This is a genomic window from Streptosporangium sp. NPDC006013, from assembly GCF_040614275.1.
In the GTDB taxonomy this organism is placed as follows: domain Bacteria; phylum Actinomycetota; class Actinomycetes; order Streptosporangiales; family Streptosporangiaceae; genus Streptosporangium.
This window is the reverse complement of record NZ_JBEXUE010000264.1, coordinates 1-14129: the sequence shown is the minus strand read 5'-3', so window position 1 is coordinate 14129 and position 14129 is coordinate 1. Positions and strand designations below refer to the sequence as shown.

Here is a 14129-nt window from a genome sequence, read left to right as displayed (position 1 = left end):
CACCTGCCCGGTCGCCGTTGACGTTGATCGCGACCATGCGGCCGCCGTCGCGGGTGCCGTAGGCGTACGACCAAGGTTTCCTCCCTACAGTGAACAACCGGCTCTTCGTGCCGCGTCTTCGGTGAAGGAGAACCGCCCGGCCGCGGAAGCCGGGCGGTGATTTCATGAACCCGCTGAAGATCGAATGGTGCCCGTCCGGCATCATTACGGTGTGATCGAGACGTCTGACACCGGTTGGTACACGGTTCGATGTGTTTTCCGCTGGGGGGCGCCATACGACACCTACGAGGAACGGGTCACCCTGTGGCGCGCCGGTTCGTTTGACGAGGCCATTGTCATGGCGGAACGCGAGGCCGCGAGATACGTCACCGGTACCGCGTTCGAGTATCTGGGACTGGCGCAGGCGTACCGGATGTCAGACGACGTGATCGAGCCGGGCACGGAGGTCTTCTCCCTCCTCCGGGACAGCGATCTCGAACCGGAGGAGTATCTCAACACCTTCTTCGACACGGGTGACGAGCGGCAGGAACAGGCCTTGTAGGGCCACGCTTGAATGCCGGCACTCCGCACGGATGTCCTTACCCGCCGAGAGCGGCGGGGCCGCCCCCTGAGCGGGTCCTGACCGGGCGAGCGTGCCTGTCACGACTGGTCGACGAGCCCGAGCCGGGAAAGGAATCCCGGGGGAGTCACGGATTCCGGGTCAGCCCGGAGAGGAAGTCGCCTTGGGCGACGGAGGGGTTTTCGAGTGCTCGGCGCACTTGGCGTCCCACTCGGGTATGCGGAGCAGCGCGGGGTTGGCGACGCCGCTCTCGCCGCGTGTCCCGCTCGACGTGGCGGCGAAGGCCAGGCCCTCGACACAGATCCGGGCGACGTTGGGGAAATTGTCGGCGTTGCGGAAGACCTCGATGTAATCGACATCGCCGACCCTGTCAGGCGCCGCGTTTTCCTTCCCGCCGCGATCGCCCAACTGGTCCGAGGAGCAACCGGTCAGCAGGAGGGCGGCGAGAACTGCTCCGGTCCAACCGGTGGCCACCAAGCGTGCCATTCGTTACTCCCTGTAAACGGCAAGGGCCTGTCGGATATCGGGCGCCGATCTTCCCGACATGGCCAGCATATCCACAGCCGATCGGCAGTGATCGATCGACGAATCTCCCATCGACCCTGCCATGTCGACGCCGTGCCGATCCTTTGGCGACGGGCTCTCTGCGGAGAGGGGGACGGTTGGGCCTCATTGTTGCCGGTGTTCTGCTCTAACCTGCTTTCTCATGTTCAAACCCCCCGTGCTGCTGGCCTCGGCCCTCCTCGGCGTTCTCCTCATCTCCGGCAGTGCCGAGGCTCTCGCCTCTCCTGTCAGGGACGTGCCCGTGCTGACCGACAACAGCCTCTACCGCAGCGGCAGGATCAAATCATCGGAATGTCCTGACGGCGCGCTCAGCACCCAGAGCGTCGCGGACGCCAAGCGCACCCTCGTCGGGTTGTGGAGCTGCCTGAACGCTTCGTGGTCGGCCCATTTCAAGCGCGCCAAGCTGCCTTTCGCGCCCGCCAAGCTCGTCGTCCTCGCCAAGCAGACGCAGTTCTGCGGGAAAAAGTGGCACAAGGACATCAACTCCCGTTACTGCTCCGCGACGAAGACGATGGCGATACTGGTGGACGAGGATTACTACCTGCCGACCCGCGAGATCTACCACTTCCACTACGTCGCCAGGCTCTACGGCAACCATCTGCAGTTCCTCACGGGCATCACCGATGCTTACGGCGCGTTGCCGTCCAAAAACCAGACCGAGCGTTTCGAGCGGGTCCGGCGCTGGGCCCTGCAGGCGGACTGCCTGGGTGGAGTTTTCCTGGGAAGCGTCTGGAAGAGCGCGGGGCAGGACAGCGAGGGCTGGCCCGCGCTGCTGGAACTCGTGAAGGAGAACGGCGACCACAACTCCAAGAAAGACCGCTATTTCGCCAAGGGCAAGAACATCGTCTACTGGCTCGACCGCGGTTTCAGGAGCGGCGACCCGGGCTCCTGTGAAACCTGGGCGGTGCCCTCCTCACGCGTTGCCTGACGGTCGGGATTCGGCGCCGCAGAAGGGCTTCTGAAGGCCTTCCGCAGGGGTGCCGAGAGGAGGCGGTGACACACCGCCCGGTAAAAGACCTGGGCGGTGTGTCACTACTCGCACACGCGGCCCTGTCCAGGGCCGGACGCTGTGCGGGATCCAGCGAGGAACTAGCTGTAGACGCCGAACTCCCAGAGGGAGTAGCCGTACGCGGTGCCGCGCTGGGTGAGGTTCACCCGGACGTACCTGGCGGACGCGGTGAGGTCGATGGAGTCGAACCCACCGTCGCCGGTCGTGGTCGAGTAGGCGTTGCTCCAGGTCGAGCCGTTGGTCGAGGTCTGGATCTGGTACGCCTTGCCGTACGCGCCCTCCCAGCCGAGCTGGATGTGCTTGATGGCGGTGGTCGCGCCGAGGTCCACCTGGATCCACTGCGGGTCGGCCCACTCGCTGGCCCAGCGGGTCGAGAAGTTGCCGTCGGTCGCCCGGCCTGGGGTGAACGGGCCGCCGTCACCGGTCGCCTGGTAGGTGGAGGCGGTGGTCGGCTTGCCGAGCGCCACGTTGGTTCCGGCGACCGTGGGCGGGACCACGCGGAAGGAACGCTGCTCGATGCCGGCGTTGCCGTGCCCGTCGAAGGCGTACACGTACACCTTCCACACGCCCATCTGCTCCGGTGCGGTCACCGAGAACCTGCCGGGGCCGGTCTGGGTGAACCTGACGTTGTCGAAGCCGCGGTTGCCGTTGATGTGCTTGTTGCTGAACATCAGGTTGTAGCGGATCAGGTCGTTGTTCGGGTCGGAGGCGGCGACCTCGACGGTGAAGGGCTTGCCGGCCTGGATGGCGGTCTGCGAGCCGACGGTCATCGAGGTGATCTCCGGGGGCGTGTTCGCCGAGGGCTGCCCGGTGTAGGCCGCCTTGAGGGCGTGGTAGCCGTGCCGGCGCCAGCCGCCGGTGGTGGTGTTGAGCCACACCCCGCCGAAGTCGTTCTCCAGGCCGTAGTGGAACTCGGTGGCACCGAGCGCGACGCCGGTGTGGCCCTTGATCGCGTTCCAGCTGGCGGTGTACTGGTCCCGCTTCTGCAGGTCGGTCGGCTCGTTGGGCACGCCGTTGACGTCGTTCGGGACCTCCCACTCGCCGTCCGGTCCCGCCTCGGTGACGATGTACGGCTTGGTGTACCCGCCGCTGATCCAGTTCTGCCTGACCGTGTGGATGGCGCCGTAGGAGTTGACCGCGAGCAGGTCCAGGGCGGGGGAGTGGGCCTTGTAGTAGGTCCAGGCGTGGGTGTAGGCGTCGGTGGAGGTGACCGGGTGGTTGGGGTCGGCGGCGTGGATCGCCTCCGCCACCTCGTTGACGAACTTCGCGTACGCCACCCGTCGCTGCTCGACCACGTCGGCCGGCAGGCCGTGGTCCTGCATGGTGAGGATGACCTCGTTGCCGACGTCCCACATGAGCACGCCCTGGCGGCCCTTGAGGGCGTTGACCCGGGCGACGATCTCGTTCTTCACGCTGGTCTTGTACGCGGTGTCGTTGACGTAGTCGGCGCCCTGGTTGAGCCAGTGCCCGACGATGACCTTGATGCCCTGCTGGGCGGCCCGATCCAGCAGTGCCGGGGTGTGGGTGTCGTCGACGCCCCAGGTACGGATCGTGTTGACGCCCATGGCCGCGAGGTCGCGCATGTAGCCGTCGGCCGCGGCCTGCGGCGGGCCGTAGGTCAGGCCCTTGATCACATACGGCGAACCGTTCACCTGGAGCTGCCAGTTGCCCTGGGAGCCGGTCACCCTGACCGTGCTCGGGCCGGCCGGGGTCGCCGGGTCGGTCATGGCGGCGGGAGTGGTGCCGGTCTGCCGGGAGACCGATACCTTGTCCACGCTCAGCACGCCGCCCGAGGTGGTGGCGGCGGTCGGTGTCGTGACGCCCGCGAGCGCGTTGGGTAGCGAGCCGCCGATGGCCAGGTCGAGGCGGAGGTAGAAGCCGTGGTGCAGGGCGGCCTTCCAGGCGGCGACGCCGACCTGGCTCTCACGCACGATCCAGGTCTGCCTGCCGTCGAGGTAGAAGCGGATCTCCTCGTCGGTCTTGGTGCGGTCGATGACCTGGGCGTACTCGTGGTAACCGTTCTGGCAGCCGTCGCAGGTGGCGAAACCGCTGGTGCGGCCGTTGTACTCGTTGCACACCCCGTCGGGGGCGTTGCCGCAGTGCAGGGTGTTGGCCAGCTGGTCGCGGCCGTTGACGCCGGTCATGATGTCGGTCTCGCCGACGGAGGGCCAGTTGTTGTAGTTGCCGCGGTAGGCGGCGCCGGTCGCCCGGAAGCCCGGCCAGTAGCCGAGGGCGTTCGTGACGTCGGGCTGCTTCAGCCGGGCGCTGAACCTGAGCATCTCGCCGGGCTTGGGCTCGAAGTCGGTGCGCTGGGTCTCGATCCGGCCCGAGGTCCAGTTGCCCGCGCCGTCCTTGATCGCTTTGATGTTCAGGTTGCCGGTGCCGTCGAGGAAGACGTTGGCCGTCGAGGCGCTCATGGTCTCGACCTCGCCGGTGCCCCAGTTCGCGGCGCCGCCGGGGTAGGAGGTGCCGGTGCGCAGGATCCAGTCGGCGGCCGAGGGGGAGGTGCCGGCCGCCCCGTTGAAGTCGTCCTTCCACACCTCGGTCCAGGTGCCGGGCTCCTCGGGCTCCTGGGGGTTGCCGCCGGTGCCTGTGCGCACCTGCATCTCCCAGAGGGAGTAGCCGTAGCCGGTCCCCCGGGCGGTGCCGTACATCCGTACGTAGCGGCCGGTGCCGGTCACGTCGAGGGTCTGGGTGCCGCCGGTGCCGGTGGTGGTCGAGTAGACGTCCGTCCACGTCGTGCCGTTGTCGGAGATCTGGATCTTGAACGCCTTGCCGTAGGCGCTCTCCCAGGTCAGCACGGCCCGGCTGATCGTCGCGGTGGCGCCGAGGTCGACCTGGAGCCACTGCGGGTCACTGGCGAGGCTGGCCCATCGGGTGTCCGTCAGGTTGCCGTCGACCGCTGCCGCCGCGCCGTAGGCGGCGCCCTCGGACGACGAGGCGGTCGCCGTCCTGCCCTGTGAAAGCAGGGTGTCGGCCGCCGCCGCGGGACTGACGAATGCCAGACCGGAGACGACCAGGGCCGCGAGGGCGGCGATGACCAGACCTAACCGGAATCGGCCCGAACCACGAGCTGGATGCACGATCTCTCCTCGAAAAGGGGATGCCTGCCATCAACGCGGCAGGGGGGGAGAGCGCTCTCCGTAACCGAGGGTGCTACCGGAGATCGAGCGGTGTCAAGGCCCTTCTTCGCGCGAGTCCGAAACGCGCTGCTCACGCTCTGGAAACCTGCCGCCGGCCGAGACGCCCCCGTAGAAGCCGCTGGTGCCGCACTCCGTGTGTCACGCACATGAACGACGGGTTTCGGGTTGGGTGCCATCTCGTCTTGACAATTCATAACAAAATGGATCAACCTCATAGGAGAGCGCTCTCCGTGCCGCCGTTTTCGACGGCCACCCCCCACAGAAGGAGAGGCAATGCACCCATCCCGAAGCCCAGTCAGGCTCCGCCTGGGACTGGTCGTCGCCACGCTCACCGCGCTGGTCGCGGCCGGTCTGGCGATCATCACCCCGGCCACCGCGGCGGACGCCCTGCTCTCGCAGGGCCGGCCCGCGACCGCCTCCTCCACCGAGGGAGGCGGGTACGGTGCCGGGGCCGCCTTCGACGGCAACAACGGGACCCGGTGGTCCAGCGCCGCCGCCGACCCGCAGTGGCTCCAGGTGGACCTCGGTGCCACCGCGACCGTCTCCCAGGTGGTTCTCAACTGGGAGGGCGCCTACGGCAAGGCGTTCAAGATCCAGGTCTCCGGCAACGGCACGGCGCCGTGGACCGACATCTACTCCACCACCACCGGCACCGGCGGCACCCAGACCCTCGCCGTCTCCGGCTCCGGCCGCTACGTGCGGATGTACGGCACCGCCCGGGGCACCGGCTACGGCTACTCCCTCTGGGAGTTCAAGGTGTACGGCACCGGCGGCGCCGGGACCACCCCGAGGCCGAAGCCGACGTTCACCGACGAGGTGACCCACCACGAGTTCCAGGCCAACTGCTCCTGGACGGCGGACCGGCCGGACGACCCGATCGTCTACCCCGGCCTGCCCGGCGCCTCGCACATGCACACCTTCGTCGGCAACAACACGACCAACGCGAGCAGCACGACCTCCTCGCTCCTCGGCGGCGGTACCTCGTGCACCAACCCGCACGACAGGTCGGCCTACTGGTTCCCGAGCTTCTACAAGGGCGACCAGCTGATCCGGCCGACCGGAAACCAGGTCATCTACTACAAGTCCGGCATCCTTGACTACTGGCAGGTGCAGCCCTTCCCGCAGGGCCTGCGCTTCGTCGTCGGCAGCCCGACCGCGACGCTGGCGGAGTTCCGCGACTCTCCCGGCACCGTCGAGGGCTTCGAGTGCGGCGACATCTCCCACAGCTGGGACATCCCGACCTCCTGCGTGGCGGGCAGCCAGGTGAACGTCCGCTACCAGTCGCCGAGCTGCTGGGACGGCGTCAACCTCGACAGCCCCAACCACAAGAGCCACATGTCCTATCCCGTCGACGGTTACTGCCCGGCCAGCCACCCGGTGGCGGTGCCGATGCTGGAGTTCAAGATCGCCTTCCCCGCGAGCGGTGACCTGTCGCAGGCGCGGCTGGCCAGCGGCCGCGGTTACACCTGGCACTACGACTTCTTCAACGCCTGGGACAGCCCCGCCATCCTTGACGCCCTGGTGACCCACTGCATCAATGGTGGTCTCCAGTGCAACCCGCGTGGCTACGACCTGTACAAGCCGCACCGCGGCGCCGCCCTCACGGAGAACTTCGAGCTCCCCTGACCGCGGATGCCAGGTCCCGGCCCCGGCGGCCGGGGCCTGGCACCCGCCCCTGACACGAGAAGGTCCATATGAGACGTGCCGGCGCGATTCTCACCCTGTTCCTCGTGTCGTTCCTCGTGTCCGGCCCGGTCGCCGGCTGCGGTGCCCACTCCCCGGCGGCCGCGCCGGGCCATCACCATGAATCCCCGGCACCGGTCGTCCCCACCGTCCTCACCGCCCCCGCCGCCACGCCGGCGGCCGGTTTCAACACCACGGACACCGCGTGGCTCCAGTTGATGATCCCGATGGACGAGCGGACGCTGCCACTGCTCGACCTCGGCGCCGAACGCGGGCACGACCCGGCGGTACGGCGGCTGGCCGCCCGGATCAGGAAGGCCCATCTGGCCGAGCTCGAACGCCTCAGGGAGATGCTGGGCCGTACCGGCCTGCCCGCGACGAACGTGCACGAAGGGCATGACATGCCGGGTATGGTCACCGCCGCCGATCTGGCGGCGCTGGGGAAGGCCACCGGTCCGGCCTTCGACCGGCTCTTCGCCGACCGCCTGCGCGAGCACCTCGACCAGTCGTGTACTTGTCCTCGACGTCGAAGGGCGGCCGGATGGAGTGGCCGGAGGCCGGGACGAAGCCGAAACGCGGGTAGTAGTCGGCGTGGCCGAGCACGAGCACGAGGTTTTCGCCCTGCTGCCGGACGGCGTCGAGGGCGGCGTGGATGGCGGCGGAACCGGCGCCGCGCCGCTGGTGCTCGGGCCTGACGGCGCACGGGCCTAGGGTGAGCGCCGGAGCGCCGTTGACGTGGCAGCGGGTGAGCAGCGCGAATCCGGCGATGGAGCCGTCGGGCGCCTCGGTGACCCAGGACAGGCCGGGAATCCACGCCTGCTGGTCGGCGCGCAGGGCCTCGACCAGGTGGGCCTCGTGCGAGGTGGGGAAGGCCGCGAGGTTGACCTCGCGGATCTGGGCGAGGTCGGCGGCGGTCTCGGTGCGGGTGATCCAGGAGGTGGTCATGGGGTGCTCGAGTCCGTTTCTGTGCTTGCCTGGGGGCGCAGGACGTAGCCGGTGTACTGGTAGTCCGTGCCGTGCTCGTGGCGCATGGTGATCTCTTGCAGGGTGGCCGCGACCGCTTCGCGCATCCCGGCCACGGTCAGGTCGGCCGCGTGGGCTCGTTCCGACAGCGGCGTGTAGTACTCCTCGAACCAGTCGCTGTCGGGGAGCGGGTGTAGCGCGGCGACGGCGTATCCGGCAGCGCGTGCCGCGGCGGCGTTCTGATCTTGGGTGCGCAGCCGGTAGTGCCGGTCCCAGAACGCCCGTGTCTCGGCGGATGGGGAGTCGGTGATCCATTCGCATTCGGTGACGACCAGCGTGCCGCCGGGGGCGAGCAGTCGCCGCCAGGAGTGCAGCGCGGTGTCGAAGCCGATGTGGTAGGCGGATCCTTCAGCCCAGATCAGGTCGAAGCTCTCACTGGGGAAGGGCAGATCCGCCATCGATGCCCGGACGGTGCGGATGGCCTCGCCGACGCTGCGGGTGGCGGCGGCTCGGGTCAGCTCGTCGAGGAACGGCTGGTGCAGGTCGAGCGCGGTGACCTCGGCGGCGGCCTCTTCGGCCAGCAGCAGGCTGGCGCGGCCTGGCCCGCAGCCGATGTCCAGCACACGCGGACGCGGTGGAAGCGGGCCGGCCAGGGCCAGCAGGCGGCGGGTGGTCGCGTCGGAGCCGGGGCCCTGGCGGGGCAGGCCGTGGTGCAGGGCGAAGAACGCCGCCACGACGGGGTCGATGATCACGTCGTGCGGGGCGTCGCTCGCGGCGGTGGCTGTTCCTTGCGGGGAAGAGTCCGGCCCTGGGCCGCGCTCGGCCGCCGGGTGGGCCTGCGGCGTCGGTGGGATGCGGTCGGTCATGATTGCTGGTCCCTGAACTTGTAGGTCGCGCGCAGATGGCTGGTGATGGCCTTCTGCCGGTTGGTACGCTCGCCGCGCAGCCGGGCATCGGTGCGCGAGGCCGCCCACGCGTTCTCGCGTTGTAGCTTGTGGTAGCTGCCCAGGCGGCGCTCGGTCAGCTTGCCCGCCTCGATGGCGGCCTGGACGGCGCAACCCGGTTCGGTGTCGTGGGAGCAGTCGCCGAAGCGGCAGTCCCGGGCGAGGCGTTCGATCTCGGCGAAGACCTGTTCCAGGCCGTCGGCGGCGTCGTAGAGGCTGATCGCGCGCAGGCCGGGCGTGTCGATGAGGACACCGCCACCGGGAAGGGGAAGCAGCTCTCGGCGGACGGTTGTGTGGCGGCCCTTGCCGTCCTGCGCCCGTACCTCGCCGATGGCCAAAAGCTCGTCGCCGAGCAGCGCGTTGCCGAGGCTGGACTTGCCCGCGCCGGAGGATCCGAGCAGGACCGTGGTGCCGCTCAGCAGCGCGGTCAACGCATCGATGTTGTGACCGGTGGCCGCGCTGGTGACCAGGATGTCCACGCCCGGTGCCAGTGCGCTCGCTTCGGCGTGCACCGCCTCGGGGTCGGTGGCCAGATCCGCCTTGGTCAAGACAACCAGCGGCCTGGCGCCGCTGTCCCAGGCGATGGCCAGCAGCCGCTCCAGCCGGGCCGCATCCAGCGGAACGGCCAGCGAGGCGGCGACGACGACGGTGTCGATGTTGGCGGCGAGAACCTGCCCGTGGGAGGACCGAGAGGCCGACGAGCGCACGATCGCGCTACAACGTGGCAGCAGGGCCACTAGTTCCGGTTCGCGGCCCAGGCGCAGCGCGGCCCAGTCGCCGGTGCAGGGCGCCAGGAGCGGGTCGGGGGAGTACAGCGCCGTGAGGGCGGCCCGCACCGGGCCGGACTCGGTGACCGCGTCACACAGGCCGCGATCCACCCGCGCGATCCGGGCCGGTACCAGGCCGGCCTCGCGATGTTTGGCGAAAGAGTTGTCGAGTGGTTTCGTCCATCCGAACCGGGACAGGCCGACGTCGGAAGGATCCGTGAAGAGATTTGGCAACGTGAGACACCTTGCGGGAAGGGGCCCCGACGAGACGCAGACACCACCCTCGCCTCGAAAGCCGGACGGCTACGGCGCGGGGAAGAAGTGGGTCAGACCGGGGCCCGGGACGTGAGGAATGTCCGGGCGCTGCACACAGCAGCGGTCTTCACCGCGGTCATCAAACCTCACCTCCCTCCCATCCGGAATCCAACACCAAACGATCAGCAGCCTAGCACTTCTAGCAGGATGCCTGTCACGGGTTCTTGCGCCGGAGAGGGTCATGAACCTTGCGTTTCGACTCTTGTCATAGGCCATCCAGGGCGAGCTCGCCAGTGAAGGTCGTCCAGATCCTTGGCAGTGGCGCTCACCAGTGGAGACATCTCCGTGCGACTCGCGACGGCGGTCGAACCGGAACACGCAAGATACCGCTGACCAGCCCTATTGGCCCTTTCCGGCTTACTTGGTCTCTCTCCCCCCACGCACACGAGGCGGCCCGGTCGGCAGCACCTCCGGGCAGCGACACACGTGGGCACGCCGTACAGACGAGGTCTGTTAATCACGACATAGCATGACCTGATGGGCATTTCCCGGCTCTCCACAAATGCGCGGCAGCGGCGCAGTTCCGAGATGCGCGCATTCCTCCGGTCGCGGCGAGCCCGGGTGACGCCCGCTGACGTGGGCATGCCGGCAGGCGAGGGCCGCCGTACGCCCGGGCTGCGGCGGGAAGAAGTGGCGGTGCTCGCCGGCATAGGAGTGTCCTGGTACACCTGGCTCGAGCAGGGACGCGACATCAACGTCTCCGCCGACGTCCTGGACGCCATCGCCAGGGTGCTGCGCCTGGAGCCCGCCGAGCGCGAGCACCTGTACCTCCTCGCCGGCCTCAATCCGCCGCAGGCGCCGCCGTCCGAAGGCCGGGTCCCCGATGCCGTGCGGCGGCTGCTGGAGGGCTGGCTGCCGCGGCCCGCGTACGTCATCGACCGGCACTGGAACGTCCTCGCAGTCAACCGCGCGACGGAGATCGTGTTCCAGTGCAACGAGTACGACCACAACTGCCTGGTCAGCTTCTTCACCAACGCCCGCTACCGTGCGGCAGTCGTGGACTGGCACGACGCGGCGCGAGCGATGATCGGCCTGTTCCGGGCGGACGCCGCCCGCTACCCGGACGATCCCGAATTCGGCCGCCTGGCCGCGGACATGTGCGCCGCGAGCCCCGCCTTCGCCGAGATCTGGGCGGAACTCCCCGTGGGCGGCCCCACTCACGGCACCAAGGCCCTGGAGATTCCCGGCCTGGGGACGCTGACCTTCGAGGCCACCACCCTGCCGCTGCCCGAACTGCCCGGCCACCGCCTGTCGCTGCACATCCCCGCGCCTGGGACGGAAACGCAGGCCCTGCTGGAGCGCTTGGTGGTGGTGTCAAACCCAGGTTCAGCCAACACTGCCGCGTAGGCTCGCACCGCTCGAGGATCGTCGTCATGAGGCGATTCACGAACAGAACAGTTTTGATCACCGGCGGCACCAGCGGCATCGGCTTCGCGACCGCGCGCAGACTCCTCGACGAGGGCGCGTACGTCGTCATCACCGGCCGCGACCAGGCCCGCCTCGACACCGCAGCAGAACGCCTGGACTCCGAGCAGGTCCTGCCCGTCCGCGCGGACGTCAGTGTCGACGCCGACCTCGATCTCCTCGTGCGACGCATCGAGACCTGGCGCGGCGCTCTCGACGCGGTCTTCGCCAATGCCGGTATTGCGGACTTCAGTCCGGAGTTCACCCCAAAGGACTTCGACCACACCGTCGGAACCAACTTCAAGGGAGTGTTCTTCACGATCCAAAAGGCGCTGCCGCTGATGGGCGACGGAGGCGCCGTCGTCATCAACGCCTCCTGGACCCTGCACCGCGGCCTCCCGGCGGCCTCGATCTACGCCGCGAGCAAGGCGGCCGTGCACAATCTCGCCCGCACGCTCGGCACCGACCTCGCGCCGCGTGGCATCCGCGTCAACTCCGTCAGCCCCGGCTATATCGAGACCGAGATGTACCGGTCCGCCATCGACCCCGACGCGGAGACTCGCATCCTGGCGGAGGTGCCGCTCGGCTCGCTCGGCCACCCGGACGATGTCGCCGCTGCCGTCGCCTTCCTGGCCTCGGACGATGCGTCGTACATCACCGGTCAGGACCTCGTCATCGACGGCGGGCTCGTGGGAGCGGCGCCCCTCGGGCTGCGCCTTTGACAGCCATACAACAGCCGTAACAGGCCCACCGCTACGCCGCCTCGGTCAGGGTGGTGAAGTCGATCGCGGGCAGGTCAGGGTCGAAGTCGTCGGGGCGCAGACGTAGCACGTCGGTCGCGTACAGGCCGAACCGGCTGATGTGCGCGGTCAGGTAGGGCGACAGCTGCGCGACGTCCTCGGCACCGATCTCCCAGCCCTCCGACAGAAAGTGGCGCATCACCTCCATCATGTCCAGCGCGGTATGGAAGATCACGCAATTGGCCAGCAGGGAGAAGAAGGCCAGGCCCTTCCAGTTACGGATGCGCGGCATCAGATCGAACCCGAACAAATGCGCCAGAGCGAAGACAGGGAACGACTGGCCCTGAGTATCGGCGTGCACCGTCTTGGGCTGGACCTCGGAGGCGTTGGCCAGCAACCCGTCGATGATGTAGATCGCCTCCCATGCCCCACAGGGCACGAATCGGGAAAACAGGGCGATGTAGGTGTCGGAGACGTAGTGGTAGGCGATCCCGCCGAATCCTCCGTAGCGGATCGAGGACTCGGCCAGCAGGTTGTCGATGTAGGTGTCGACCTGGGTGCCGTCGGTGCCCACGCTGCCGCCATCCCCCCAGGCCTTGACCACGTCCAGCTGGGCGAACGCGTTGACCACGTCGGTGATCGCCTTGTTCAGCTTGGCCAGGGTGATGTGCCGGTTCTTGGCCAGGGAGATCTCATGCGCGGTGATCCCCTCGATGTGCCGGGCCGCCTCAGCCGGGCCCATGTTCGACCCGCACGCGAACGTCGTCAACACGTAGCGGTCCTGCGGCTTCTTCAGCTTCGGGCCGTGACCGGAGGCGGGCCCGAAGTGCCGGTGCCAGCCCAGCCAGTACGCGGTGCGGGAGGCGATCTCGATCAGCGTGCGCTCGGGCGTCCGCGCCTTGATCTCCGCCCCCAGCTTGGCCGCGGTCGCGGTGGTGCCGAGCCCGGCCTGCCGCTTGAGGGTCGGGGTGCCGTCCTTGGCGAACGTCAGGTCCTCGTTGTCGGCGTAGCCGGCGTCCAGATGTTCGGCGGCCTGGCGGTGACGCTCCTTCAGCTCGGCCACGAATTCAGCTGCGGTCGCAGGTAGGCCCGCCTCGGCGCAGTAGGCCGCCAGCAGGGGCCGACACTGATCGAAGGTCAGCAGGTGGGAGCTCCAGTCGCCGTACTCCGCGGCCCCGTCCACCGCGATGTCCCCGGTGCGCAGCTCCTCGGCAAGGTAGGCGAATACCATCGCCTCAAAGTGCCGTTTGACCAGCATGCCCGGATGCTTGCGGTCGGAGATGGCGCGCAGCCAGTTGGCCGAGGCAAACCCCAGATCCAGGCGGCGGCCATCGGCGCCGCGAGCGGGGATGAAGTCGCGGGTCTTGCCCCAGTAGGTGAGGGCATGATCCAGAGCATCCAGCACGCTGCGATCGGCCGAGGTCGCCGAACCTCAACACCGCGGCCAAGGCGAGCATGGTCGACCGGTCGGCCTTGAAGAACTGCTGGATCAGCAGCTCGTGGTTGTCGTGCTGGTAGGCGGTCACCTCCTCGATGTCGGCCAGCTGCGCGGCCGCGCCACCGGCCCGCTCCACCACCTGGCGGACCGACCCCACCCCCGCCGCCCCCATCCCCGCCGCCTGCATTCGCACCGCCTTGACCGACACCTCGACCGCGGCTCCCAGGTCGGCCCTGTGGTCAGATGCCTCGGTGTCCCCGCCCACCTCAGTACTGCCGCCGGTGTCGGTGTCCTCGCCCACATCACCGACCTGACCGGTCATGGCCGTCAGGGCCATCATCACCATCCGCGCGGCCGCGGCCTCGGCCACCTCGACCGGCCCGCCCGGCACCAGGCCCTGCAGCACACCCCGGTAGGTGGAAATCAGGCTCTCCACCACCTGCCGCTGCCGCTGATGGATCTCCTCCAGCTTGGCCTTGGCCTTCTTGGCGGTGGCCGCCAAATCTGATGTACCCCGGCTTTCGTGGAGTCGCTTTGATTGACTACATGCCCCCGCCCCCTTCGAGAGGTCGGCATGTCGAAGAGATATCCCCCTGAGTT

The 14129-nt window shown here is 68.5% G+C and carries 12 protein-coding genes and 1 pseudogene; 6 read left to right on the top strand and 7 right to left on the bottom strand.

The annotated features are described in order from the left end of the window. Window positions 1-211: 211 nt before the first annotated feature. A complete protein-coding gene (locus ABZ260_RS31950) occupies window positions 212-541 on the top strand; it encodes a hypothetical protein (protein ID WP_355625243.1) in 330 nt (109 codons plus the stop codon). A gap of 159 nt (window positions 542-700) precedes the next feature. On the opposite strand, the gene ABZ260_RS31945 is transcribed toward ABZ260_RS31950, so the two are convergent. Further along, window positions 701-1045: a hypothetical protein gene (locus tag ABZ260_RS31945; protein WP_355552837.1), complete on the bottom strand. Its 345-nt coding sequence runs from the start codon at window positions 1043-1045 to the stop codon at window positions 701-703. 220 nt (window positions 1046-1265) lie between these two features. Here ABZ260_RS31945 and ABZ260_RS31940 point away from each other — a divergent pair, with 220 nt between their 5' ends. Beyond that, complete coding sequence (locus ABZ260_RS31940; RefSeq protein WP_355625241.1) at window positions 1266-2051, top strand: neutral zinc metallopeptidase; 786 nt, start codon at window positions 1266-1268, stop codon at window positions 2049-2051. A 161-nt stretch (window positions 2052-2212) separates the two neighbouring features. Here ABZ260_RS31940 and ABZ260_RS31935 read toward each other — a convergent pair whose 3' ends face one another. Next, a complete protein-coding gene (locus tag ABZ260_RS31935; protein ID WP_355625239.1) occupies window positions 2213-5215 on the bottom strand; it encodes a discoidin domain-containing protein in 3003 nt (1000 codons plus the stop codon). Between the two features lie 333 nt (window positions 5216-5548). Here ABZ260_RS31935 and ABZ260_RS31930 point away from each other — a divergent pair, with 333 nt between their 5' ends. Together ABZ260_RS31930 and ABZ260_RS31925 are read left to right on the top strand one after the other, a co-directional pair. Next, entirely contained in the window at window positions 5549-6901 is a 1353-nt protein-coding gene (locus tag ABZ260_RS31930; protein WP_355625237.1) for a DUF1996 domain-containing protein, read from the top strand. Between the two features lie 68 nt (window positions 6902-6969). After that, a pseudogene (locus ABZ260_RS31925) lies at window positions 6970-7395 on the top strand (DUF305 domain-containing protein); the annotation flags it as partial. Here the strand turns inward: ABZ260_RS31925 and ABZ260_RS31920 are convergent. From ABZ260_RS31920 to rsgA, 3 genes are read right to left on the bottom strand one after another with little or no spacing between them, the layout of a single operon-like run. Further along, window positions 7373-7903 (bottom strand): N-acetyltransferase, encoded by a 531-nt coding sequence (locus tag ABZ260_RS31920; protein ID WP_355625235.1) that lies wholly within the window; start codon window positions 7901-7903, stop codon window positions 7373-7375. The pseudogene ABZ260_RS31925 and the gene ABZ260_RS31920 sit on opposite strands and share 23 nt — an antisense overlap. Continuing rightward, window positions 7900-8787: a class I SAM-dependent methyltransferase gene (locus ABZ260_RS31915; RefSeq protein WP_355625233.1), complete on the bottom strand. Its 888-nt coding sequence runs from the start codon at window positions 8785-8787 to the stop codon at window positions 7900-7902. The genes ABZ260_RS31920 and ABZ260_RS31915 overlap by 4 nt, the downstream gene beginning before the upstream one ends. Next, a complete protein-coding gene (gene rsgA / locus ABZ260_RS31910; RefSeq protein ID WP_355625231.1) occupies window positions 8784-9866 on the bottom strand; it encodes a ribosome small subunit-dependent GTPase A in 1083 nt (360 codons plus the stop codon). The genes ABZ260_RS31915 and rsgA overlap by 4 nt, the downstream gene beginning before the upstream one ends. 558 nt (window positions 9867-10424) lie before the next feature. Between rsgA and ABZ260_RS31905 the strand changes: the two genes are divergently transcribed. Both ABZ260_RS31905 and ABZ260_RS31900 read left to right on the top strand, forming a co-directional pair. Next, window positions 10425-11294: a helix-turn-helix transcriptional regulator gene (locus ABZ260_RS31905; RefSeq protein ID WP_355625229.1), complete on the top strand. Its 870-nt coding sequence runs from the start codon at window positions 10425-10427 to the stop codon at window positions 11292-11294. 26 nt (window positions 11295-11320) lie between these two features. Beyond that, entirely contained in the window at window positions 11321-12073 is a 753-nt protein-coding gene (locus ABZ260_RS31900) for an SDR family oxidoreductase (RefSeq protein WP_355625227.1), read from the top strand. Between the two features lie 31 nt (window positions 12074-12104). On the opposite strand, the gene ABZ260_RS31895 is transcribed toward ABZ260_RS31900, so the two are convergent. After that, the gene (locus ABZ260_RS31895; RefSeq protein WP_355625245.1) at window positions 12105-13322 is read right to left on the bottom strand and encodes a Tn3 family transposase; all 1218 of its coding nucleotides are present in this window, start codon (window positions 13320-13322) and stop codon (window positions 12105-12107) included. Between the two features lie 4 nt (window positions 13323-13326). Beyond that, on the bottom strand, window positions 13327-14031 hold the full coding sequence (locus ABZ260_RS31890; protein WP_355625225.1) for a hypothetical protein: 705 nt from the start codon (window positions 14029-14031) through the stop codon (window positions 13327-13329). Window positions 14032-14129: the final 98 nt, after the last annotated feature.

Excerpts from the sequence above, each read along its gene's own strand:
- ABZ260_RS31945 (WP_355552837.1), bottom strand. The coding sequence starts at position 1,045 with ATGGCACGCTTGGTGGCCACCGGTTGGACCGGAGCAGTTCTCGCCGCC.
- ABZ260_RS31940 (WP_355625241.1), top strand. The coding sequence starts at position 1,266 with ATGTTCAAACCCCCCGTGCTGCTGGCCTCGGCCCTCCTCGGCGTTCTC.
- ABZ260_RS31930 (WP_355625237.1), top strand. The coding sequence starts at position 5,549 with ATGCACCCATCCCGAAGCCCAGTCAGGCTCCGCCTGGGACTGGTCGTC.
- ABZ260_RS31920 (WP_355625235.1), bottom strand. The coding sequence starts at position 7,903 with ATGACCACCTCCTGGATCACCCGCACCGAGACCGCCGCCGACCTCGCC.
- ABZ260_RS31915 (WP_355625233.1), bottom strand. The coding sequence starts at position 8,787 with ATGACCGACCGCATCCCACCGACGCCGCAGGCCCACCCGGCGGCCGAG.
- ABZ260_RS31905 (WP_355625229.1), top strand. The coding sequence starts at position 10,425 with ATGGGCATTTCCCGGCTCTCCACAAATGCGCGGCAGCGGCGCAGTTCC.
- ABZ260_RS31900 (WP_355625227.1), top strand. The coding sequence starts at position 11,321 with ATGAGGCGATTCACGAACAGAACAGTTTTGATCACCGGCGGCACCAGC.
- ABZ260_RS31895 (WP_355625245.1), bottom strand. The coding sequence starts at position 13,322 with ATGGTATTCGCCTACCTTGCCGAGGAGCTGCGCACCGGGGACATCGCG.